Source organism: Nostoc sp. NMS2, assembly GCF_017115105.1.
Taxonomy (GTDB): Bacteria; Cyanobacteriota; Cyanobacteriia; order Cyanobacteriales; family Nostocaceae; genus Nostoc.
This window is the reverse complement of sequence record NZ_JABXKH010000064.1, coordinates 55,389-79,413: the sequence shown is the minus strand read 5'-3', so window position 1 is coordinate 79,413 and position 24,025 is coordinate 55,389. Positions and strand designations below refer to the sequence as shown.

General features: G+C 40.3%; 18 protein-coding genes. 16 read left to right on the top strand and 2 right to left on the bottom strand.

Annotated features, from left to right (window positions below):
- Positions 1-439 precede the first annotated feature (439 nt).
- Positions 440-1,639, bottom strand: coding sequence for a PLP-dependent aminotransferase family protein (locus HWQ36_RS12850; protein ID WP_292702920.1), 1,200 nt, complete (start codon positions 1,637-1,639; stop codon positions 440-442).
- A 228-nt stretch (positions 1,640-1,867) separates the two neighbouring features.
- On the opposite strand from HWQ36_RS12850, the gene HWQ36_RS12845 reads away from it, so the two are divergent.
- The 3 genes from HWQ36_RS12845 (at position 1,868) to HWQ36_RS12835 (ending at position 6,408) form a co-directional block, all read left to right on the top strand.
- On the top strand, positions 1,868-2,671 hold the full coding sequence (locus HWQ36_RS12845) for a basic amino acid ABC transporter substrate-binding protein (RefSeq protein WP_292702917.1): 804 nt from the start codon (positions 1,868-1,870) through the stop codon (positions 2,669-2,671).
- Between the two features lie 317 nt (positions 2,672-2,988).
- Entirely contained in the window at positions 2,989-4,959 is a 1,971-nt protein-coding gene (locus HWQ36_RS12840) for a serine/threonine phosphatase (RefSeq protein ID WP_292702914.1), read from the top strand.
- A 177-nt stretch (positions 4,960-5,136) separates the two neighbouring features.
- Positions 5,137-6,408, top strand: a complete 1,272-nt coding sequence (locus HWQ36_RS12835) for a protein kinase (protein WP_292702911.1) — start codon at positions 5,137-5,139, stop codon at positions 6,406-6,408.
- An 89-nt stretch (positions 6,409-6,497) separates the two neighbouring features.
- Here HWQ36_RS12835 and HWQ36_RS12830 read toward each other — a convergent pair whose 3' ends face one another.
- The gene (locus HWQ36_RS12830; protein WP_012407469.1) at positions 6,498-6,716 is read right to left on the bottom strand and encodes a DUF4327 family protein; all 219 of its coding nucleotides are present in this window, start codon (positions 6,714-6,716) and stop codon (positions 6,498-6,500) included.
- A gap of 902 nt (positions 6,717-7,618) precedes the next feature.
- Between HWQ36_RS12830 and HWQ36_RS12825 the strand changes: the two genes are divergently transcribed.
- From HWQ36_RS12825 to HWQ36_RS12765, 13 genes are all read left to right on the top strand, one after another.
- Complete coding sequence (locus HWQ36_RS12825) at positions 7,619-8,044, top strand: tetratricopeptide repeat protein (protein ID WP_292702875.1); 426 nt, start codon at positions 7,619-7,621, stop codon at positions 8,042-8,044.
- A 52-nt stretch (positions 8,045-8,096) separates the two neighbouring features.
- On the top strand, positions 8,097-9,086 hold the full coding sequence (gene pseB, locus HWQ36_RS12820; protein WP_292702873.1) for a UDP-N-acetylglucosamine 4,6-dehydratase (inverting): 990 nt from the start codon (positions 8,097-8,099) through the stop codon (positions 9,084-9,086).
- Positions 9,083-10,249 (top strand): UDP-4-amino-4,6-dideoxy-N-acetyl-beta-L-altrosamine transaminase, encoded by a 1,167-nt coding sequence (pseC, locus tag HWQ36_RS12815; protein ID WP_292702870.1) that lies wholly within the window; start codon positions 9,083-9,085, stop codon positions 10,247-10,249. Before pseB ends, pseC begins: the two co-directional genes overlap by 4 nt.
- Entirely contained in the window at positions 10,246-10,977 is a 732-nt protein-coding gene (locus HWQ36_RS12810) for a glycosyltransferase family protein (protein ID WP_292702867.1), read from the top strand. The genes pseC and HWQ36_RS12810 overlap by 4 nt, the downstream gene beginning before the upstream one ends.
- 17 nt (positions 10,978-10,994) lie before the next feature.
- The gene (gene pseG, locus HWQ36_RS12805) at positions 10,995-12,497 is read left to right on the top strand and encodes a UDP-2,4-diacetamido-2,4,6-trideoxy-beta-L-altropyranose hydrolase (RefSeq protein WP_292702863.1); all 1,503 of its coding nucleotides are present in this window, start codon (positions 10,995-10,997) and stop codon (positions 12,495-12,497) included.
- Positions 12,498-12,509: 12 nt separating this feature from the next.
- The gene (gene pseI, locus HWQ36_RS12800; protein WP_292702860.1) at positions 12,510-13,574 is read left to right on the top strand and encodes a pseudaminic acid synthase; all 1,065 of its coding nucleotides are present in this window, start codon (positions 12,510-12,512) and stop codon (positions 13,572-13,574) included.
- A gap of 82 nt (positions 13,575-13,656) precedes the next feature.
- Positions 13,657-14,013 (top strand): hypothetical protein, encoded by a 357-nt coding sequence (locus HWQ36_RS12795; protein ID WP_292702857.1) that lies wholly within the window; start codon positions 13,657-13,659, stop codon positions 14,011-14,013.
- Positions 14,014-15,000 carry a GNAT family N-acetyltransferase gene (locus tag HWQ36_RS12790; protein WP_292702855.1) on the top strand — a complete coding sequence of 329 codons (987 nt, stop codon included), beginning with the start codon at positions 14,014-14,016 and terminating at the stop codon, positions 14,998-15,000.
- Between the two features lie 35 nt (positions 15,001-15,035).
- On the top strand, positions 15,036-15,746 hold the full coding sequence (locus HWQ36_RS12785) for a glycosyltransferase family protein (RefSeq protein ID WP_292702852.1): 711 nt from the start codon (positions 15,036-15,038) through the stop codon (positions 15,744-15,746).
- Positions 15,747-15,760: 14 nt separating this feature from the next.
- A complete protein-coding gene (locus HWQ36_RS12780; RefSeq protein WP_292702849.1) occupies positions 15,761-16,732 on the top strand; it encodes a Gfo/Idh/MocA family oxidoreductase in 972 nt (323 codons plus the stop codon).
- A gap of 8 nt (positions 16,733-16,740) precedes the next feature.
- Positions 16,741-18,009, top strand: coding sequence for a DegT/DnrJ/EryC1/StrS family aminotransferase (locus tag HWQ36_RS12775; RefSeq protein WP_292702847.1), 1,269 nt, complete (start codon positions 16,741-16,743; stop codon positions 18,007-18,009).
- Complete coding sequence (locus tag HWQ36_RS12770; protein ID WP_292702844.1) at positions 18,006-18,986, top strand: hypothetical protein; 981 nt, start codon at positions 18,006-18,008, stop codon at positions 18,984-18,986. The genes HWQ36_RS12775 and HWQ36_RS12770 overlap by 4 nt, the downstream gene beginning before the upstream one ends.
- 254 nt (positions 18,987-19,240) lie before the next feature.
- On the top strand, positions 19,241-23,929 hold the full coding sequence (locus HWQ36_RS12765; RefSeq protein WP_292702841.1) for a methyltransferase domain-containing protein: 4,689 nt from the start codon (positions 19,241-19,243) through the stop codon (positions 23,927-23,929).
- Positions 23,930-24,025: the final 96 nt, after the last annotated feature.

Below are 24,025 nucleotides of genomic sequence, written 5' to 3'. Positions count from 1 at the left end.
AAAGCGATCGCTAAAATGTCAAGTGCAGTGTAGAGATAAGTCCAAAGTGTCTTACAGTTGAGATTTGGGTTGATATTTAACATTTTTGAGGGGTCTAAGTCCCTCGCTTATATTGCGCGACAAGTTTTGCGGTGGGGTTAAAATCCCCTATACATTACTTAATTAACGCCGTGTGCAACTTTCTCTCAAACCTAACCCCCAACCCCTTCCCTACTAGCGTTGGGGAGCAAGAATCAAAGCCTCTCAGGAGTGGGGGAGAGGAATGGAAGCGGGATTCTAAGAAGTAAGTTGCACATCGCGTTAATTACGAATTACGTAAAGCCTGCGGCATAGCTTCTCTTCTCCTATCGGAGACGCTGCGCGAACGAGACGCTACGCGAACGCTTAACGCGGAGCGTGCCGGAGGCTCTATTACGAATTACGAATTACGAATTACGAATTACCTCAATCCGCGCAATACCGATCCTAATGTAGCGATTCCCTCAACAATCTTCTGTGTTGGCTGAAAGCTAAAAGCTAACCTGATGGCATCATCCCCTTGTCCATTGGCGTAGCAGCGAGTCCCTGGCAGAAAACTGATGCCGTGTTCATTGGCAGCAATGAGGAGGGCTGTAGCGCTGATATCTGGTGGCAATTTACACCAAACGAAGAAACCGCCATCAGGACGCAGAGCAACTATATCACTGGGAAACTCTTGAGCGATCGCTTCTAATAACAAATTGCACTTATGTTTATAGCAGGCAATTAGCTCTTGAACGTGATTGTCTAGTTTCCCTGTAGCACAATAGCGGGCGACCACATGACTGACAAATGGCCCCACAGGCCCCTCACTTTTGAACATCGCCAGCCGCTCAATAATCGCTGGATCGCCACAAGCCCAGCCTAGCCGGATACCAGGCGCAATAATTTTCGAGAAGGTACTGACATATAATACCCACCCCTCTTGGTCGAGGGTTGCCAGGGGGGGTACAGTTTCTCCTTGGAAGCGCAAATCGCTATAAGCATCGTCTTCCACCACCACCACGCCATATTCAGCCGCTAATGCTACCAGTTTTTGGCGGCGAAATAACGGCATAGTAGCACCTGTGGGATTATGAAAGGTGGGAATAGTATAAATAAATCGGGGTCGGATGCCCTGTTTCTTTAAATCGTTCAATGTGACTTCTAGCGCATCTACATCCATCCCTAACTCATCCACAGGAATAGTAATTATACGTGCGCCAGCGTGGACAAATCTGGCAACTACTCCCAAAAAAGTTGGCCCTTCTACAATTACTACATCGCCAGGTTCCACAAACACATCTGGTAGCAAGCCGAGAATCTGACCAGAACCGTAGCCAATGATTAGGCGATCGCGATCGGTAGCAATTCCCTTAGCCTGCAAGCGGAGGATAATTTGCTCATACAGTTGAGCGGAAGGTGGGCCATAATTGAGAGCGATCGGAGCCTCCTCTGCCAGCACAACGGCACTTGCAGCAGCCAAGTCAGTGTGAGGAAAGAGAATTGGGTCAGCTAGACCGTAGGCAAAACTGACAGTGACGATTTTGCTTAACTCTGTACCGTAAGTTGGTGGTGCAAGGTTCTTTGCTCGTTCGGCAAACAAATCAGTAATTCGGTAAGCAGGGGTTGTAGAAACCATAAGTAGTTAAAAATTGGAAGTCAGAATACAGAACACACAAGATAGGTAATTGGCGAAAAGTGGGATTGGAAACTTCCTCCGATCTCAACTTTTCACGAGAGTAAGGGTATTAAACTTTCGTTAGTCGCACAGAATTCATGGTGGATTGTGGCTGCTGACGGATGTATTCTTTCTTATAACATCATGACAACTATCGTGAATATTGACTGATAGAACGGAATTACTACGGTGAAATTATTTAACCTCAAGTGGCAGCAGCTAATTTTAAGCTTAGGCTGTCTGCTACTGATTATTGCCTGTAACAATTTCTATCCTACTAATCACTCAGATGCTATACCTCTTAGGGTGGCGACAGATCCCACCTTTGTCCCTTTTGAAATCCAAAAGGCTAGCGGTGACTTGGAAGGTTTTGATATTGATTTGATGAATGCGATCGCTAAAGGAGCAGGTTTTGCAGTTCAATTTGAAAGTCTGCCCTTTGATGGCATGATCTCGACTTTGCAAGCTAAAAGAGTTGATGCGGCAATTAGCGGAATCACCATTACCGCCGAACGCCTGAAAACAATTGCTTTTTCACGACCTTATTTTAAAGCCGGACTAGCGATCGCTGTCCGCGAAGACAACCAAAATATTCAAGACTTCAATAGTCTTAAAGGGAAAAAAATTGCTGTCCAAATTGGTTCCACTGGGGCAGATTTTGCCAAAACCATCCCCAATGCTAAAATTAGTACTTTTAATTCTGGTCCAGAATTTTTCCAGGACTTGCTAAATGGCAACGTTGATGCTGTGGTTAGCGATGCTTTTGCAACTTTGTATGCGATTAAAAATGGCAAACTCAAAGGCATCAGAGTTGTTGCCGATCTGCTTACTGAAGAATACTACGGGATTGCCACACCAAAAGACTCCCCCCATTTAGATGCAATTAACAAAGGTATAGCGACTTTGTTATCCAATGGCACTTACAAGCAAATTTATCAAAAATGGTTTAACGCCGAACCCCCGCAATTACCAGATTCTGGGCATAGGGCATAGGGCATTGGGTATGGAGAAGAGACAAGGGAGACAAGGAAGAGGGGGGAGACAAGGAAGAGACTAGAGACTTGTTCAATAATTCCCCCTTGTCCCCCTTGTCCCCCTGCTCCCCCTGCTCACCACTCCCCACTTATAAGCAATTGGCTACCAATATATTAAATATTTATCTAATATGCGTCACAATTAATACTGCCACCAAAATTCATTGATAAACTACAATCTCTTGTAGGTCTACTGTAGTCAGGGACAGCCAACTGTGGCACCTTTGATCTTAGTGGCTAGAAGCACCTTGGAGCGCGAATAAAGGAACTTCCACTATGCTGATTTGCCCTCAGTGTAAATTTGAAAACCCCAAAAGCAACAAATTCTGTCAAAGCTGTGGCACATCCCTGACCCACAAAGTTTGTCCTGAATGCAGCGCCGAAGATATACCTGTAAATGCACTACTTTGTCACAACTGTGGTACGGAATGTGGAACAGTGTTTTGGGCAATTATTGCTAAAGAAACGATTGAGGAAGCTTTGGGATTAGAGAGAGATCAGGGGGATGAGGGAGATGAAGAAGCAATATCCTCGTCATCTCCTCTATCCCTTAGTTCTCAGATTGCATTAGGCTCTTATTTAGACTCCCAAGAGCGCTATCAATTGTTAGATCCGCTACCTACCTCAACGGAAAATGCCACCATTACTGATACAGGTGTGAGAGTTCTAGACTGCCAGCCGTATCAAATATCACCGATTGAAGCAGTACTAGCAACGCCATCAGTAGATGCAAGTGGAATTCCTCACCTTGCGAAACCTTATATTGCCTTACACTCCCAAAGTCAGCGCGAGATACCACTGATTCACGATGCATGGCAGCAGGGGGATATGCAGGTAGTAATAATTGAAGACCGCTCAAATTGGCAGCCTTTAGTTGACTTATGGCAAGAAGAGACAACAAGTTCGTTAAAAATTTTGCACTGGTGTTATCAAATGACCCAACTTTGGGCATTGTTGGAACCAGTAAATTGTCGTCAAAGCCTTTTAGATTTGTCAAATTTGCGATTGGATGAAGACCAAACGCTGGCGCTACAAAGGTTGTATGTGGAATCATCAAGTTCTCTGCCTGTCAGCGAGTCGCCAGAAGATGACGAAGCCCAAACATTTGCTATTCCAGAAGAGCCGTTAACCATTCAAGCTTTGGGGCGAGTTTGGCAAGCACTATTTAGGCAGTCTCAACGCACTCAATTTGGCTCTGTAGTCCAAATGTTGGGAGATTTAGATGTAGGTAAAATTCACACGATCGCACAATTGCGATCGCGTTTGGAGGAAATCTCTATTGAACTGGAAGCACTAGAAACCGCAACTTTGCCCCCACCCCCAATAAAGGAGAACAATACTACTGTGCCCACTATGCCGCAATCAGACGAACCAGAAAATATCATTAGCAAAATTGATGATATGCCAACTGTTGTGCTGGCGATGCAGTTAAGTAGCTTGGAAGATGCAGGATGCACAGATGTAGGTCGTCAACGTCATCATAATGAAGACTACTTTGGCATTGAAACCAAAATTCAGAAGTTGGAGTTCCCTAAAAGTCGAGTTTTGGAAGGGCATGGTTTGTATATTCTCTGCGATGGTATGGGTGGACATGCTGGCGGCGAGATAGCCAGTGAGTTAGCAGTCAACACCCTACGGGAATACTTTCAAGAACACTGGATTGCCAATCAACTGCCAACAGAAGAGAGCATTCGTGAGGCAGTGTATTTAGCTAATGAGGCGATTTACAAGCTCAATCAACAAGATGCCCGTTCTGGAGTAGGGCGTATGGGTACAACTCTGGTAATGCTCTTAATTCAAGATACTCAAGCGGCAGTTGCCCATGTGGGAGATAGCCGTCTCTATCGCTTGACGCGTAAGCGGGGACTAGAACAAGTCACAGTAGATCATGAAGTTGGGCAACGGGAAATTACCCGAGGAGTGGAAGCAAGCATAGCTTACGCCCGCCCGGATGCCTACCAACTCACCCAAGCTTTGGGGCCTCGTGATGAAAACTCGATTAATGCTGATGTAGGCTTTTTTGAGATTAATGAAGATACTCTTCTACTTTTGGCATCGGACGGTCTATCAGATAATGATTTACTAGAAACCCATTGGCAGACTCATTTAGAACCCTTACTTAGTTCGGGCGCTAACTTAGAACAGGGTGTTACAAAATTAATTGATTTAGGAAACCAATACAATGGTCACGACAATATTACTGGTATACTTATTCGGGCAAAAGTACGCCCAAATTTGGAAAGTTAAAAATAAATTGGAATGGGGAATGGGGAAGATGAGGGAGACAAGGAGGACAAGGGGGAATTATTGAATAAATCTCTCCCTTGTCTCCTGCCTGTTGCTTGTCTGCCTTGTCTCTTCTCGATACCCAACGCCCAATGCCCAATGCCCATTCCTTAATCCATTTACCTTGTAGGTTGTATTGTGGTTAGTCTGACTCTGTTAGAACCGCAACAGAAAACGCCCCTCCAGCAGTGGTGCTTTGAGAACTCTTCCATAATTCGGATTGGTCGAGCAACAGATAATCACGTTGTTTTAAGTGATAGTTTAGTTTCGCGGCATCATTTAGAACTGAGACACGTCGATTCTGCCGACAATAGCAGTGGTTGGCGGCTGATTAGTCAGGGTACAAATGGGACTTTCCTCAACGGTGTCCTTGTGATTCAGAGTCCGTTACCAGATAATTCCCTTTTGCAACTGGCACAAGGAGGCCCATTACTGCAATTCCAAATTCAGGAGGTAACAGTACTGGAAACTGGTTTGCGATCGCCACAACAAATACAAGGGACAGAAGAAAACGCTGTTGCAACAGTCTATTCAGCCCAAGGCAAATACACTTGTACGCACGAAGGTAACTCCCCGAACAATCTGTTTTGCATCCACTGCGGTCAACCTCTCTCAGTACAACAGAAAATTCGCCATTATCAGGTGTTGCGAACTCTCGGACAAGGAGGTATGGGTACTACTTATCTCGCTTGGGATGGTGGTCAGATTGGGAGTGTCCCACAACTGCTGGTGTTGAAGCAAATGAATGCTGATATGGCAAAAATTGCCAAAGCTCAAGAATTATTTGAGCGGGAGGCGTATACTCTAAAATCGCTTAACCATCCGGGAATTCCCAAATATTACGACTTCTTTGTAGAAGGCGGAAAAAAATACTTGGCAATGGAACTAATCCACGGACAAGATTTAGAGAAACGTGTTTATACAACTGGGCCAGTTACGCCAAATCAAGCGATCGCTTGGATGATCCAAACCTGCGATATCTTAGAATATCTTCATAGTCAAGAGCCACCACTAATTCACCGCGACATTAAACCCGCCAACTTAATGGTGCGAAGTTCACTAAATCGCATAGTAGTGCTAGATTTTGGCGCAGTTAAGGAAATTGGCACAGCGCCCGGTACTCGGATTGGTGCAGAAGGTTATTGCGCTCCTGAGCAAGAACGAGGACAACCTTTGACTCAATCTGATTTATATGCAATTGGGCCAACCCTGATTTTTCTACTCACAGGCGAAAACCCGTTCAAGTATTACCGCCAAAGGGGGCGAAACTTCAGGTTTGATGTGGCAAAAGTTCCTACCATCAGTTCCCAATTAAGAGATGTGATTGATCGCGTTACAGAACCATTGCCACGCGATCGCTACCAAACTGCAAAGGAATTAGCTGCCGCCTTAGCTGCTTGCAAAGTTTAAAGAGTGGAAATTGGGTAGAGACGCGATTAATCGCGTCTTGTACTAGGGAGTGGTGAATTGTAAAAATTCCTATCCCTATTCCCTATTCCCTATTCTTCATCCCAAGTTTCTACAGCTAGCAGTTCACTAACTGGGTCTTGCATACTAAAACCAAAGTCTAGCAGTTCCTGTTTCCAGTGCTGCCATTCATTACCATATAGCAAAGCGATTTTCCAGATGCTATCGCTTGGCTTGATAATATTCGATTCTATTAGTGATTGCACGTTGCGCTGCAATTTCACCATCGGGTGAATCACTTGCTGAGTCATAACCTCGATTGAATTCAGATTTTGTTGGTAAATACTTAATTAAAACTGCTTTCCATTCTGCAATTGTTGCCGGGTCGTAGAGTGGTGTAATTTTGGTAAAGCTAGTCTTAACTTTCTAACTATACCATAACAAACTCTACTAAATTACTGGTAAATTCGGTTTTGTACGGTAATTACCACCACAAAACTCCAATTCCACCAAGTAGTCCTTAAACTTTTTGCAGAAACCAGACAAAAGTTCAGGGTAAGGGTTAAAAGATAAAGGATGCTTCTGTTTCCCCTTTAACCTTTTGCCGTGTTATTTTTCCCCTTAACTTTTACTGTCTCACCCCCAGAGTGAAACAGTACCTCTTGTAAGATATCTGTTGTGGACACCGAGCAAAATAACTAGTCCTCTGGGAAGTTGCACTAAGTAGTGAGACTGAGGACGACTGGAAAAATTCTATTTGTTTGGATCGCGAAAAATATGTTTGCTTGTTGAACAACCCACTATGACACGGGCTAGTTTGAAAGTTTCTGCCTGACAAGGGAAATTTGCAATTCATTACAAATGTCCATTGTTTTAGTTTATTAAACGTTATTTAGAATATCGCAAGCATCTAGCATTAGGCAGAATCATCGTAAATATTTATATAATTTTGATCTGCCTAAAGAATAGAACCTGGAGGATTGGCTTTGTTTAGGTGTAAGAGAGGGTTTTGCTTGAAGCATGAGAGCGATCGCATAGCAAAATTGTCAGTACAGCATGGGCTTACTGTAAAGTTTCTTCGTCTTCAGAGTCAGCTTTTGAAGTTTGTGTAAAAAATTTGTAGCCAAGATGTTAGTTTCTGTTGAGCAGATGGGTATCCTCAAAACGGGAGGGTTGCTGACACCTAACTATTTACCGCAGCAATAATTAATACATGGCTGGCTCAGATGAAGAATACCTAATTACCCGCAAAAAGCAGATTGAGCGGCGACAGAAGATTTTAACGATAGTGTCGATATTCTCGTTTTTTGGATCTACGGTATTTGCAATCATTCCAGCAATCCAACAGGCTAGCCAGCCTAAGCCAGCAACTGCATCTCCTTCTGCTGAATCAGTATTACAGCAACAGGCACAGGGTTACGAGTTGGTTTTACGGCGGGAACCAGAAAACCAACTCGCTTTAGAGAAACTGTCTTTGGTGCGGTTGCAATTGAAGGATACGAAGGGTGCAATGGAACCTTTAGAAAAGCTAGTGAAGTTGCATCCCGAACGAAAAGATTACAAAGTTCTATTAGAGCAGATTAAGAAACAACAGAGTAATGGCGATCGCAGCACAAATAAACAACCCAAATCTAATTAACAATTTTACTTAAATATTTTTGCAAAATAATTAATTTTGAGATTACTAGAAGATGTTTAATGGCAAATCGATTTTAATCACTGGTGGTACAGGCTCCTTCGGCAAGCAATTTGTCAAAACGATTCTCAGCCGATATCAACCTCTGAAAGTCATAATTTATTCACGGGATGAACTGAAGCAGTACGAGATGGCGCAGGAGTTTAATGCACCAGTGATGCGCTATTTTATTGGAGATGTGCGCGATCGCGACCGGCTACGTCTGGCGATGCGGGGTGTCGATTATGTTATTCATGCTGCGGCGCTCAAGCATATTCCTGCTGCTGAGTACAACCCAATGGAATGTATTAAAACTAATATTCATGGGGCAAATAATGTCATTGATATCGCTCTCGATCAAGAAGTAGAAAAGGTGATTGCCCTCTCAACAGATAAGGCAGTTAATCCAATTAATCTCTATGGTGCGACCAAGCTAGCTGCCGATAAACTTTTTGTTGCAGCTAATAATATTGTTGGGACAATGAAAACCCGGTTTGCTGTAGTTCGCTACGGGAATGTCGTCGGTTCAAGAGGTTCAGTTGTACCCTTATTTCAAAAACTGATTGGCGAAAAATCCACAGAAATTCCCATTACAGATCCACGCATGACCCGCTTTTGGATTACCCTGGAACAAGCTGTGGATTTAGTTTTCAATAGTTTTCAAAGAATGCATGGTGGAGAAATATTTGTCCCGAAGATTCCTTCAATGAGAATTACTGATTTGGCTGAAACACTTGCACCAGGAGTCCCAATTAAAATTGTTGGCATTAGACCAGGAGAAAAACTACATGAAGCCATGTTTTGTGCTGAAGCTTCACACTTGGTCTTAGAGTTTTCTGACCATTATGTGATTAAACCAACTATTGAATATGCCTATTCTATTGATTACACTTGCAACGCTTTGGGAGAAAAAGGAGTCCCTGTGGCAGAAGGTTTTGAGTATAGCTCCGAGATAAATACAGAATGGCTAAAAGGTTTTCAACTACTGGATATGTTGAAGCAATGAGTGACTACATTCCTTATGGTAGACAAGATATTAGTCAAGAAGATATTGATGCTGTAATTCAAGTTTTGCGCTCAGATTGGATTACTCAAGGCCCAGCTATAGAGAGATTTGAACAAACTATTGCTAACTATTGTGGTGCAAAATATGCTGTAGCAGTTTCTAGTGCTACATCCGCATTACATATTGCTTGTCTTGCAGCTGGTTTAGGAGAAGGCGACGTTCTTTGGACATCACCAAATACTTTTGTTGCTTCAGCTAATTGTGGGCTTTATTGTAATGCCAAAGTAGATTTTATTGATATTGATTCAACTACCTACAATTTAAGCGTAGATGAATTAGAAAGTAAGTTAGTCGAGGCAGAAAAGCAAGGGTGTTTGCCAAAAGTATTAATACCTGTACATTTTGCCGGACAATCTTGTGAAATGGAGAAAATTGCCGCTTTATCGCAACAATATAATTTCAAAATTATTGAAGATGCTTCTCATGCGATCGGCGGAAGGTATCAGGGACAACCTGTTGGTTATTGCCAATTTTCTCATTTGACAGTTTTTAGCTTTCATCCAGTGAAAATTATCACGACTGGCGAAGGCGGTATGGTACTAACAAATCAAGAAGAATTATATCAAAAATTAATTAAATTAAGAAGTCATGGCATAACTCGCAATCCAGATTTCATTCAAGGAGGATCTCACGGTTCTTGGTATTATCAACAACTAGAATTAGGTTTCAACTATCGGATGACAGATATCCAAGCAGCATTAGGTTCTAGTCAGATGCAAAGACTAGATGAATTTGTAGAACGTCGCCGATTTTTAGCTAACCGTTATAATCAACTATTGCGAGATTTACCTTTAATGCTGCCGTGGCAACATCCAGATAGTGAATCTAGTTGGCATCTTTATGTAATTCGGCTCAAACTGGATAAAATTAATAAAACTCATCGGCAGGTATTTGAACAACTTCGCAGTGTAGGAATTGGTGTGAATTTACACTATATTCCAGTTCATATACAGCCTTATTACCAACAATTTGGGTTTAAATTAGGGGACTTTCCAGAGGTTGAGAAATACTATAAGGAAGCTATCACTATCCCCTTATATTATAGCCTAAATGAAGAGAGTCAGGATAAGGTAGTAGCTTCACTAAGAGAGAGCCTGATATGAAAACTGTAATTATTGTTCAGGCAAGAATGACTTCAACTCGTCTCCCTGGAAAAGTACTAAAAAAGGTATTAGATAAGTCTTTGTTAGAATATCAGATTGAGAGATTAAAGCGGGTAAAATTGGCTGATGAAATTGTAATTGCTACTACAATTAATAGGAAAGATTTACCAATTATTGAACTTTGCGATCGCCTTTCAATACCATATTTTCGAGGCTCTGAAGAAGATGTGTTAGCCAGATATTATCAGGCTGCAAAAGAGCATCATGCAGATGTAGTGGTTCGTATAACCTCCGATTGTCCACTTATCGATCCACAATTGATTGACAAGGTAATTCAATTTTATCTTGAGTATGAATATGATTATGTTTCTAATTGTTTACAGAGAAGCTACCCACGGGGAATGGATACTGAGGTGTTTTCATTTTTAGCCTTACAACAGGCGTTTGTAGAAGCAACGGCACAACCCGACCGAGAACATGTTACTGCGTTTATTTATATGCATCCTGAGCGTTATCGATTAGGTCAGATAATTTATTCAGAAAATCAAAGTTTACATCGTTGGACAGTGGATACAGCAGATGATTTTGAATTGATTAAAAGAATTATTGAAGCCCTTTATCCTCAAATTCCAAAATTTACCTTAGAAGATTGTTTAGATTTGCTCAGACAGTATCCTGATTGGTCGCTAATTAACGCACACGTAGAACAAAAGAAATATGTTGCATAACTATTAATTTATCAACAATGAAGTTATTTATCAGAGTAGATGCATCAACAAAAATAGGTACAGGTCATTTAATGCGTTGTCTAGCTTTAGCCCAGGCTTGGCAAGATGCAGGTAATCAAGTAATTTTTGTGATGGCGACGGAAGCACCAGATTTAATAAATCGCTTAAAGTCCGAAGGAATGGAAGTTATCCACTTACCGATTGAGATTGGAAGTACTGAAGATGCTGAAGAAACAGCGAAACTCGCACGCCAGTTTGATGCAAATTGGGTTGTAGTGGATGGCTACCACCTTGGTGCTAAGTATCAAGAAATCATCAAGGAATTTGAGCTAAAACTTTTATTCATTGATGATTATGGACACGCAAAACAGTACCACGCGGACATTATTTTAAATCAAAATATTCATGCTGGTGAGGAATTGTATATAAATCGACAGCCATATACTCAACTTTTTCTTGGTACAAACTATACCCTTTTGCGGCGGGAATTTTGGTCTTGGCGGGGATGGCAGCGATCGCTCCCTCTAATAGCTAAAAAATTACTAGTTACACTAGGTGGTGCAGATCCAGATAATGTCACTCTCAAGGTGATTGAAGGATTGCAACAAGTAGAAGTAGAAGGACTTGAAGTAGTCGTTGTTGTTGGAGGAAGTAATCCACATTATGAGCAACTGCGATCGGCTAGTCAGGAATCACGTTTTCCTATTCAACTGAAAAGGAATGTAACGAATATGCCTGAGCTAATGGCTTGGGCTGATATAGCAGTGACAGGTGGTGGTAGCACTTGTTGGGAACTAGCTTTTATGGGTTTGCCTAGTCTAGTGGTGATTTTAGCTGAAAATCAACGGGCGATCGCCGAAAAACTACAGGTAATGGGAGTAGTTGTAAATTTGGGATGGCATGAAAATGTTTCTACTGTTGAAATAGCATCGGAAGTAGTGCAATTAGTGATAGCTACCGGAAGGCGGGAAAAAATGACTAGATGTAGCCAAGAATTAGTTGATGGTCAAGGAAGCATTAGAGTTTTGAGCTATCTAAAAGATAACTTTTTTCAATTGCGCTCGGTGCAACAAGATGATTGTCGGTTGCTATGGGAATGGTCAAACGCTCCAGAAGTACGTGGGGTTTCTTTTTCCTCTAAGTCTATACTCTGGGAAGATCATGTTCAATGGTTTAAATCTAAATTGATAAATCCTAATTGCATCTTTTATATTGCCATTAATAAGAATGATATACCTATTGGACAGATTCGATATGACATAGAAAATTCTGAAGCTATTGTTTCCATGAATATTGACCCAAATTTTCGTAATCAGGATTATGGAAGCAGCTTGATTAAATTAGCTTGTAAAAAACTATTCTCTGATTTCGATGTTAATAGAATTAATGCCTACACAAAACCAAGTAATCAGGCATCTGTTAGGGCATTTTCCAAAGCGGGTTTTCAGAGTATGGGAATAACTACACTACAAGGACATCAAGCAATCCTTCTTATCATAGACAAGTATAAACTTGGTTAGTTGAGAGAGCAAATGCGAAAAATTAACATTGCAGATAGAATAATTGGTGCTAGTCATCTTCCCTTTGTGATTGCCGAAATGTCTGGCAATCATAACCAATCTTTAGAAAGAGCTTTAGATATCGTTGAAGCAGCTGCTAAAACCGGAGTAAATGCACTTAAACTCCAAACTTATACTGCTGATACGATGACCTTAGACATAAATGAAGATGATTTTTACATTAATGATCCTAATAGTCTATGGCACGGTAAATCCCTGTATCAGCTATATCAACAGGCTTACACACCTTGGGAATGGCACAAACCTATTTTTGAGCGTTGCGACGAACTAGGAATAGTTGGGTTCAGCACTCCTTTTGATACTAATGCTGTAGATTTTCTCGAATCTTTAAATGTACCTTGCTATAAAATTGCCTCTTTTGAAAATACTGATTTACCTTTAATTCGCAAAGTTGCCAGCATGGGTAAACCGATGATTATTTCTACTGGTATGGCAACGATTTCTGAGTTAGATGAAACTGTTCGGACAGCGCGAGAAGCTGGATGTCAAGACTTAATATTACTCAAATGTACTAGTAGCTATCCTGCGACACCAGAGAATACTAACTTGCTAACTATTCCTCAAATGCGCGAGTTATTTAATGTGCAGGTGGGGTTATCAGATCACACAATGGGTATTGGAGTTGCTGTTGCGAGTGTTGCTTTAGGAGCTACATTAATTGAGAAACATTTTACTCTGTGTCGGGCTGATGGTGGAGTTGATTCAGCCTTTTCAATGGAACCAGCAGAGATGCAGCAATTGGTAATAGAGTCGCAAAGAGCTTGGCAAGCTTTGGGCAGTATAAAATATGGAGCAAATGAGGCTGAAAAAGAGTCGCTGGTTTATCGGCGATCGCTCTATGTAACCAAAGACATGAAAGCCGGAGAGATTCTCACTCCAGAAAACCTCAGAGCAGTACGCCCAGGTTTAGGATTACCACCCAAGTTTTTCGACATTGTTATCGGTAAATCAGTGAATCAAAATATCAAAAAAGGTACGCCTTTTACCTGGAAAATGGTATTAGCAAGTGAGCAATAAAAAGCTCACGAATAGACAGAATAATGCTAATTTTGGTTTTTATCTATATGTTTAACATTAAAAAATGAAGGATGAATTGTCAATGAATCAAGTTAGCACAACTGTGCAGATATTACGAGAACACTATCAGAATCTTGTACAGATAAAAGGGGACTCACCTGGTTCTGGACAGTGGGGTTCTATAGATGAATCTCTTGTCAGATATTTAGAACTTATGAAAATTGGAGACCTCAATGGATGTCGAATTTTAGATATAGGATGTAGTATCGGTTATTTTGCAGAATATTTACAAGAACATTATGTGAATTTTCGACAAGAAACAATGGCTTATTATGAACCAGAGGCAGTTTTAAGGTTCTGTATTCAGCAGCTATCTAGAAAAGTTACAATAATTCATCACTACTATCATTGTGATGTTTGTATTTATGTTTACAAATAAATGAACACTAAAGATTTTGTAATTAATTGGCGGGAAATAGCAAATACTTGGGATGATTTTGTTGAAGATTCACCTCAAGGAACTGTTTTTGCAAAAACTGACTTTATCAATGCATTAGGAGTTACTTTTCAAATTATTACAGTCTACTTCAGACAGAAAATAGTTGCAGGTACTATTATCTTGTTTTCTGAAGATGGCAAGATATTACCCGCTCCTTTCCCTTTCACGCCCTATCAAGGACTGTTACTAGCTGACAATTTTACTAAACCAGATCATAAACGTAATTCTGAAGAATTTTTGATTTTAACTTGGTTCATAGAACAACTTATAGAAAAATTTGAGAAAATTTCCCTAGCCCATTCATGGCAGTTGCAAGATATCCGGCCATTTCAATGGTATAACTACCATACACCTGAAAAGGGAAAATTTGAAGTTCAACTCAGATATACGGGTATATTAAAATTAACAAAATTTGATAATTTTGACTTTTATCTCAGTTGCATCCGCGCTGTCAGACGACAGGAAATGCGGAAAGCTATCAATAATAAATTATCTATTCAAGTGTCTGACAATATTGATATTTTAGACAAATTACACCGAGAAGTTTGGGCTAGACAAGGAATAGAAAATATAGATAAAGAATCTTACTTACTTCAAGCAATAACTCATAAATCTTTAGACAAAGGATTTGGAATACTGAAAGTATGCTATTTGGATACAAATCCTGTTTCTGCAATTTTATTCCTATTTGATCGTCAGCGCGGTTATTATATGTTTGCTGGGAATAATCCCGAATACAGAGAAACTGGTGGCTCAACCTTTTTACTGCTCGATTTAATTGAAGAATGTTTTAAACGTCAGTTGCAAGAAATAGACTTTGTAGGAATCAATTCTCCAAATCGAGGAGATTACAAACTTAGTTTTAATCCAGAGGTTAAGCCTTATTTTGTCACAAATTTCAATACCAATTTGGATCTCTATAAATAAATATAAAAATTTTTAGTGGAGAAGTGAGTAAAACTGTGAATCGTGTCATTGCCACAATAGAAGCCCGGATGGGTTCTTCACGGCTTCCTGGTAAAGTCCTCAAGGAAGCAGTGGGTAAACCAATGCTGTTGTTAATGATTGAGCGTATCCGTCGCGCTCGTTATATAGATGAAGTAGTTGTGGCAACTACTACTAATGAAAAAGACGAAGCGATCGCATCTTTATGCACTAAACACAATATTCCTTACTTTCGTGGTTCAGAAGAAAATGTATTAGAACGAGTTGTGGAAACAGGGCGACACTATCAAGCAGAAGTTAGTGTCCTTTTAACCGGAGATTGTCCCCTAATTGACCCTTATGTAATTGATCAGCATATCTGTGCATTTTTCGCGGCTTACCCCCATGTAGATTACGTTGCTAATTGTGAAGTACGTTCATATCCTCATGGCTTGGATCTCATGGTGTTGTCTTGGAAAACACTAGCTCAAACAGTTGATTTTGCCTCCAACGAACCCTTTCGTGAACACGTTGGTTGGTACATCCGACGACATCCAGAGAAATATTGTCGCTTGGATATCATTGCTCCTCCAGGCTTAAGTAATCCTTTTTTCCGTATTACCCTTGACTATCAAGAAGACTACGATCGCATCAAAGCCATTTTTGAAGCACTTTATCCTCACAACTCCCAATTTACGACAGTAGACATTCTCAACTATGCCCAACAACAAGGATGGATTGACTCTTAAGAGAGATTAAACTCATGAAAGTATGTGTCGGTATTATTGGTTTAGGAAAAATTGGACATCGCTTTGGCATTTCCCCACAAGGCGATCCACTCAGCCATTCCGAAGGGTATGCTCAAATCCCCAACGTAACAGTTTTATTAGGAGTAGATCCAGATCCACAGGCGTGTAGAGATTTTCAGCAACGTTTTTCCGAAGCACAAGTATACTCCAGTTTGATAGATGTACCAGATGAAATTCACCTCGACGTAGTATCAATATGTAGTCCCACTCACTTACACACTCAGGGAGTTATTGCTGCACTGGCTTGGCAACCCCGCGTCATCCTGTGCGAAAAACCCCTTGCACTTAATGTAGCAGAGGCAGAAATAATGTTAGCTGCTTGCTCTGCACAGGGCTGTATTTTGATGACTAACTATTCGCGTCGCTGGACACCAATGCTGCAAGCCTTGAAACATCTAACAAGTCAAGATGATGGCTTGGGAACTCCAACTGGTGCTTGTTTACGCTATAACGGTGGTTTACTGCACAATGGAACCCATTGGATCGATATGTTGTTGGCTTTATTCGGATCGGTTGCTTGTGCATATCGTCTGGAAAAATCACCTGTTACTGAAGATGACAGTGCTGAGTCAATTGCATTATCCTGGAACGGCGGATTAACTGCATATTTGATTGCAGTACGTGGAACTGGGTGTTCAATCGGCGAAGGGGAACTCTGGGGAACCGGGGGTATGCTGCGGTATAGCGCCGGAGGAGGGCAAATCATTTGGCAGACAGTTAAACCTAGTCAGTGGTCAGGCTTTCAAGAGTTAGGTCAAGCAAAGATGATCTGTGAAGCTGGCTTAAAAGGCCACATTTTGGGGGCTGTCACCGAAGCTGTGCAATTAGCACAAATTGGCGGACAACCAACCTGTTCTGGCGCTGATGGTGTGCTTGCTTTACAAGTTGTTGAAATGGCAAGAAACAACAAATTTCTAATTAAGTAGGTAATTTGATGGTTATTACTACAGAAAAACCAGCTTTGCTCGGAGGTTCCAAAGTTTTTCCAGAGCCATTACCAAGGTATATCAGTATTAGTTCCCAGGAGACTGAAGCCGCGATTCAAGTACTGAAAAGCGGTATTTTATCTGACTATATCGGTGCTGCTGGACTGTACTTTATGGGTGGCAAACAAGTTCGCACCTTAGAAGAACAATGGGCTAAGTACTTTAATGTTCGTCACGCTTTGAGTGTTAACTCTGCTACTAGTGGTTTACATGCCGCCATGATTGCAGCCGGTGTTAATTTTGGTGATCAGGTAATTGTGCCACCGCAAACGATGTCAGCAACGGCAACGGCAGTGGTTATGGCAAATGGTACTCCTGTTTTTGTCGATCAAGAGGAGACTAGTTGCTGTATTGATCCAGAAGCCGTTGAACGTGCTATTAGCCCGCGCACAAAAGCAATTATCGCAGTCAATTTGTTTGGAGGCCCAGCCCAACTGTTGCGCTTACGTGAGTTAGCAGATCGACACGGTTTGATTCTAATTGAAGACAACGCTCAAGCACCGGGAGGTCAGCATCAGGGGCGTTGGCTGGGAACAATTGGACATTTGGGGGTGTTTAGCCTCAATTGTCATAAAACCATTCAGTGTGGTGAAGGGGGGATTGTCGTTACTAATGACGATCGCTTGGCGCGGCGAGTGGCGTTGGTACGTAATCATGGAGAGAATGCAATTGAAGCGGAAAACTGGGATGAAGATGGTGATATTGTTGGTTACAATTACCGTTTAACGGAACTTCAAGGGGCGATCGCTCAGGTTCAACTGCAACGTTTAGAAGAATTGACACAGCCACGGCTGAAAATTGCTGAAGCTTTAGACCAAGGGCTGTCTGAGTTTAAGGCATTGCGGACGGCTAAAGTTGACAGTGGCGATCGCCATGTTTACTATACATATCCCATCTGGATCGATCCACAACAAGCTGGATTGTCGCGGGACAGATTTGTAGAGGCACTTCAAGCCGAAGGATGCCCGGTGACGGGGCGTTACGTGCGTCCTCTATACAGACTACCTCTTTTCCAAAAGCTGCAACAAGAAGGCAAGACAATTGTCAGTCATCCTACTGGTGTTTGTCCCATAGCCGAAAAGACATATAACGAGACGCTTTTATCTACAACTCTCATTCAAATACCTGGGGGTATTGACTTAGTTGATCGTTTCGTAGCTTCTGTGGGTAAAGTCTTGGCTCATGCCGAAGAGTTAAGTCAAGGGAAAGATGAATGAAGATTATTGCGATCGCTCACGATCCAGGCGGTGCTAATGCTGTGGCTGCAACTGTTGCAGCCTTACGAGAAACAGGTACAGAGGTTGAAGCGTATGCTAAAGGGCCAGCCATCCGTCAATTTCAACGTCTTGGAGTTGCTTGCACGTCAATTTCTGAAGAACACCAAACTCTTTTTGTAAGATTAACAGGAGATATTCTACTCACAGGAACATCTCAATATGATGAGTTTGAACGCGATGCTATTTTTTGGGCGAGGCAAGAGTATATTCCTAGTATTGCTGTCATAGACTATTGGGCAAATTATCGACAGCGTTTTCAACCAATCAACAATCCTAATACAGAACCAACTTTTCCAGATATCATCGCAGCTATAGATGAAGTGTGTAAAGCAGGAATGCTTGCTGATGGAATACCAGAAAAACGAATCCGCGTTGTGGGACAGCCTTATTTTGCTTGGCTAATTGCTAGACAAAAATCCAGAAAAAGTATTTTTAAACCAATAGAAAATATTCTTTTTGCTTCTCAACCCAATGCCAATGAAATTGAAATCCTCCGTATCTTAATTAAGGTATTAACTGACTATAAACCTTTAAAAAAACTTCTGATCCGGTTTCATCCCCGCCAAGGTGAGTGTCATGCGTCGCTTGATTTACTGGCACAATCAGTTTTGCCATTTGCCATTGACGAAAGTGTTGACACACTTGCCACTTTGTGTAATCAAGATATAATACTGGGAATCACCTCAATTATCCTAATTGAGGCAGCTTTAATGGGAATACCAGCAGTTAGCTTGATGAGCGGTGTGGATGAAACACTTGTTACCAATCAAAGGGGAATCACGATTCCCTTAAACTCCTCAGAAAAGCTACGAGAGTTTTTGTATTTTCCCCAATATGGAGAAATAGAAGAACAATTTGTTGAACAGCAGCGCCATGCAGATTTCCGAGTAGCACAGTTATGCAAGGCAATAATTTAGTTATTGACTTTGAAAGAATTTTTCAAGTGCTGGGTACTATGTGGTGTGGAGTAATTAAGCCTGAAAATAATTCTTTAATTTTCAGGCTTTAGCTTTACATAAATAAAAATACTCAGCTAGCGTTATTTATACACTTAAAAACTTAAATGCATAGCATTCAAGCTTAGTTTAACTCCGAAGTATTGAGATATATAACTAGGAAATTAAATTAAGCAGGATACAAAAAAATAAATCAATAATATAGGGTTTCTTCAATGGTTGATAGATTATACCTAGCATATACAATTGCAGATGCTGAGTGGCTAATTGCACACCCAGAGCTATTAAAAGAAGGTAGAGTTATTTATTCAGGAATTGAGCCTCATTTAGTTTTTTGTTCAGCAGGAATTCCTGCTGATGATGCAGTAGAATTATATCGGCAATTAGATTTTTGTACTATTGCCAATGAAGCAGAATATCTAAGATGTAAATTTGAACAAACTTTGCGACAGGTTGGCCCTGATTACGGTCTATCACTAATTTATCAAGATATTGATATTTTATCTTGTTCTCTTCATCTGCTCTACTATTTTTTCTACGAAGCTGTCACTTCCTATCATCTTGCAGTAGCAATTCTGCAAAAATACCAACCCAAAGAAATTTGGGTAAACCAATCACCATTTACTGCTGTAACACAGTGGGGTTTGGCTCCTCCACCTCAGACTAATTATGAAAATCAAGTCTGGGGTTCCATGAGAAATATAGGAGTAATTATCAAAGATTTAGAAATTCCTAATACTTTAGAATCATCGAATGTTCAAGAGCAGCAGATTGACTTAATTTATAGATCACAATATCAGCCTTGGCAGCCTCAAGATCGGCAAAGATCCGCAGTTTTCCCAACTAAAAACTCATTAAAATCAGATGTTTTATTAGCACTACAAAATAATTTCCTAAAAAATTATGCACCTATTGGTGAAGCATTGGCAAATTCTTTTAATCTCAAAACACTAGATTTAATTCAACAGAATCTATGGTTGGGATGGCATGATGCTTCAGATTCAATTCCCGTTCCTCTCATTCAGGATTTAAACAATGTAAGTTCAATACAAATTAATCACATTTTGAACGATCGGCGGTTTTCCCATGCTTTCTTAGACTATCCGCTAGACATCTGGAAAATTATTCAATCAAGAGTAGACCTTTTACTAAGCTTTGATATTCCCTTTGTTGGTGCTTGGATAGAATGTTCTCACTGGGTACTAGCTCAGGTGCAACCTAAATTTATCGTGATGGCGGAAGAAGTCTCACTAGCAGCGCGTTCATTGGGAGCAGTAGCAAAACTGCATGGAATTAAAAAACTTGTAATTGAGCATGGGTCTCCCGATACTCAAATATCAAAAAATGAACGTTCTGATATGCATTACTGGCAGCATAATTATGCTGAAACTAGACCTGATTATGTGGCTACATGGGGTTCGTATGGTCAGCATTATTATGTAGAAAATCTTGGTTGGTCAGCGAAACAAGTTATTCCTACAGGCTGGCCTTGGATTGAAAGGGAGATTAGACAGTATCTCGGCAGTGGAAAAACAAAACAGGTTGCCCATGTGCAAAGGCATTTACTATTTTTAAGTACATCAACACATAAGTCTTACCATTATTTGTATGAAACGCTTCTGGAAGCAGCCAAGCAATTGCATGTTGAGATTGTTATCAGACCTCATGGTGCTGAAAACATGGATTACTTGCGCGACTTAGCTAATCTCGTTGGCATCAACGTCAAGATTGATAACTCCAGTAATATACTCGATCAAATTGCAGAAAGTGATATTGTTATTGGCGGAGCAACCAGTGTACTAAGTTATGCGATCGCACTGAGTAAGCCTTGTATTTTTTTAGATTTGTTAGGAATGAGAGATTATAAGCCTTATGCCATAGAAGGTGCAGCAATAGGGGTATATAATCGCGAAGAATTAATTCCGGCAATTGAAAAGCTAAACAGTGATGATGAGGAAAGAAATCGCCAGCATAAAAAACAAAAGCTATTTACACAACAATACTTAGGCGAACTAGACGGTAAGGCAACTGAGCGGATTATAAATTTTATAAAGATGGAGATTCAAATGCAAGATAAGTTATCAACGAAATATCAAAATTATAGAACACAAACAGATATATTGCGTGTAGACATAGGCTGTGGAATTCATAAGCCTAAAGATTTCATTGGCGTAGATATTGCTCCTGGTGTTGGTGTTGATATTGTTGCCGATCTCAGTAAAGAATTTCCTTTTCCTGATAGCTCAGTCGATGAATTAAGAGCGCACGACATTATCGAACATCTCTATGACCGAATTCATACAATGAATGAGATTTGGAGAGTCTGTAAACCTGGTGCAAAAGTTGACATTCGTGTGCCATCTACAGATGGACGAGGAGCTTTTCAAGACCCCACTCATATCAGTTTTTGGAATATTAATTCTTTTCTGTATTACTGTAGTGAATTTCCAGCTTATATAGAACTTTGTAAAAGATATGGATTTCAAGGCGAGTTTAAAGCTGTGAAACTTGAACATGAAGAATCTCCTGATGGAGTAATTCATGTCAGGGCTGAATTGCTTGTAGTTAAGTCAGTATCTAATTTAAGCCAAAATTATTTGCCAATAACCCAAGAATATCAGCAGGAAATTCAGAAACAATTCGCTCCTGAAGTTAATGTATATATTCAAAGTCAAGAACAAGATGTTTTTTCTCAAATTTCTACTTATGTCAAACAATATCAACAAGATCCGAGCCGTACAGCAATAGCAAATATCCGTCAGACTCGTTATCAAATTGCCCAGCAATGGCTGAAAATATCGGATTCGGAAATTGAAAGTGTGTACTTAGGCGATTTGGGTAAAGCACATCAAATATTGCTCAATAGCGGTATAAAAAATGAAGTATTTACTCCTAGTGAACAAGTTTTTGTAGATGAAGTCACTACACATATTTCTAGAGGCCTCAATAAGCCAAAAGCGGTTCAGTATATATTGGTAGCTATGCTGTATCGTTGTGCTGACCAGTTACCCTTACAGCATGACATATCTAATATTCCAACATGGTTTATTAATGACTATTTAAAATTCCTGTTTCAACCTCAACTTTACTTTCAAGAAGTAGGAGAAGCAGAGAACTACTATCACTATATGCAGGGGTGGGTTGATTACTTACACACATCCATATTTCAGAATCAAGATTCTCTGTTATGGCATGAAGTAGTTAAATCTTTTGTCCAAATGGGTAATTTTATACCTCTATACTTTAATGAAGCTAATCTTAAAGATATCTATGTTAAACGTGGAGAAATACTAGATTTTTTCTTGAAAATTAATGGTCATCAAGTCAACTATGAATTTGACGATAGACCTGTAACCAGAAAAAAAATTCGGATGGGTATTCTGGCAGCATATTTTTTGCCTTCAGCAGAAACATTTGCTACACTTCCTCTCTATGAATATATCAGCCGCTACTTTGAAGTAATTTTGTACTCTCTAAATCAAACTGGTCATCCTTTAGAGGAATATTGCCAAAGTTGTGCCAACTCCTTTAAGCTGTTGCCACAAGATTTAGCAGAACAAGCAAATACTATTCGTGCTGATGACCTAGATATATTATTCATTGCTACTAATGTGACTGCGGTAACGAATCAAATCTGCCTCTTATCAATGCATAGATTAGCGAGAATACAAGTTACTAGTGGCGGATCTGTTGTTACAACAGGAATGCGGTATATTGATTATTATATCTCAGGTACGCACACCGATCCATCAGCAACCTCAGAACAACAATATCGAGAAAAATTGGTGAAGCTAGAAGGAACTGCTCATTGCTTTAGTTATGGTAATGAGCAAGAAAATGTAACTATCAAAGTTGATCGAGAAAGTTTATATATTTCTGAAGAATCAGTTATTTTTATCTCTGGCGCTAACTTCTTCAAAATCATCCCTGAACTAATTAATACATGGGCAAAAATAATTTCTGGAGTTCCCAACTCTGTTTTAGTACTTCTGCCATTTGGCCCGAATTGGTCAAACAATTATCCTAAAAAAGCTTTTGTAAATCACTTAATGAAAGTGTTCTCAAAGCATGGGATACCAGCAGACCAATTAATAGTTTTAGATCCTCAGCCAGTGCCAAACCGGGAAGAAGTTAAAGAATACTTCAAAATTGCTGATGTCTATCTAGATTCCTATCCATTTGCGGGAACAACTTCTTTAGTAGAACCACTACAAGTTAATCTGCCAGTAATTGCTAGACAGGGAAACACTTTTCGCTCTGCAATGGGATCTGCAATGGTGCAAGCACTAGATGTTTCTGATTTAGTTGCGGATAGTGAAGAATCTTATATACAGTTAGCGATCGCACTTGGAATTAATCCTCAATTACGCCAACAAAAGAGCGCCCAAATCAAGGAAAAAATGCAAGGTAATCCTAGTTTTCTAGATAGTCGCTCTTACTCAGCTAAGATAGGTAGTCTCTTCCAAGAATTATTTAGTAAATATCTTGCAGATACTCTGAGTCAAAATTTCCGCTTAGGAGATATTAATCTAGTTATTTTCCCTGACTGGTTACAGCCAGAAGACCTACTATATCAAGATTTAGCAAGTGTTATTTGTACTCTTACTACTCACCCAGATAAAAGTCGTTTAACTCTTCTGATAGATAGTCAAAATATCCCTGAAGAAGAAGCGGATATGCTTTTATCCTCTTTGACCATGAATTTGCTCATGGAAGATGATGTAGATATAACTGAGGGGCCAGAAATTTCTCTGCTAGGGAAGATAAGTGATACACAATGGAAAACTATTTTGCCTAGAATTAATACTCGAATTGCTTTAGCAATAGACAATCAACAGGCGATCGCACACGCGAAAGCAGAAAATCTTCCATCCTGCGATGTAGATAGCTTGATTGCAAAATAAGTTTGTAGTAAGCACTTCAGTGCTTAAATTTATCATTTCAAAGGAGGAAGACTAAAGTCCTCACTACGAACTTTTGAATTGTTTGTAGTAAGCACT

Bases quoted from the DNA above. Each gene is read 5' to 3' on its own strand.
- HWQ36_RS12850 (WP_292702920.1), bottom strand. From the start codon at position 1,639: ATGGTTTCTACAACCCCTGCTTACCGAATTACTGATTTGTTTGCCGAA.
- HWQ36_RS12840 (WP_292702914.1), top strand. From the start codon at position 2,989: ATGCTGATTTGCCCTCAGTGTAAATTTGAAAACCCCAAAAGCAACAAA.
- HWQ36_RS12830 (WP_012407469.1), bottom strand. From the start codon at position 6,716: ATGACTCAGCAAGTGATTCACCCGATGGTGAAATTGCAGCGCAACGTG.
- HWQ36_RS12825 (WP_292702875.1), top strand. From the start codon at position 7,619: ATGGCTGGCTCAGATGAAGAATACCTAATTACCCGCAAAAAGCAGATT.
- pseB (WP_292702873.1), top strand. From the start codon at position 8,097: ATGTTTAATGGCAAATCGATTTTAATCACTGGTGGTACAGGCTCCTTC.
- pseC (WP_292702870.1), top strand. From the start codon at position 9,083: ATGAGTGACTACATTCCTTATGGTAGACAAGATATTAGTCAAGAAGAT.
- HWQ36_RS12810 (WP_292702867.1), top strand. From the start codon at position 10,246: ATGAAAACTGTAATTATTGTTCAGGCAAGAATGACTTCAACTCGTCTC.
- pseG (WP_292702863.1), top strand. From the start codon at position 10,995: ATGAAGTTATTTATCAGAGTAGATGCATCAACAAAAATAGGTACAGGT.
- pseI (WP_292702860.1), top strand. From the start codon at position 12,510: ATGCGAAAAATTAACATTGCAGATAGAATAATTGGTGCTAGTCATCTT.
- HWQ36_RS12795 (WP_292702857.1), top strand. From the start codon at position 13,657: ATGAATCAAGTTAGCACAACTGTGCAGATATTACGAGAACACTATCAG.
- HWQ36_RS12790 (WP_292702855.1), top strand. From the start codon at position 14,014: ATGAACACTAAAGATTTTGTAATTAATTGGCGGGAAATAGCAAATACT.
- HWQ36_RS12780 (WP_292702849.1), top strand. From the start codon at position 15,761: ATGAAAGTATGTGTCGGTATTATTGGTTTAGGAAAAATTGGACATCGC.
- HWQ36_RS12775 (WP_292702847.1), top strand. From the start codon at position 16,741: ATGGTTATTACTACAGAAAAACCAGCTTTGCTCGGAGGTTCCAAAGTT.
- HWQ36_RS12770 (WP_292702844.1), top strand. From the start codon at position 18,006: ATGAAGATTATTGCGATCGCTCACGATCCAGGCGGTGCTAATGCTGTG.
- HWQ36_RS12765 (WP_292702841.1), top strand. From the start codon at position 19,241: ATGGTTGATAGATTATACCTAGCATATACAATTGCAGATGCTGAGTGG.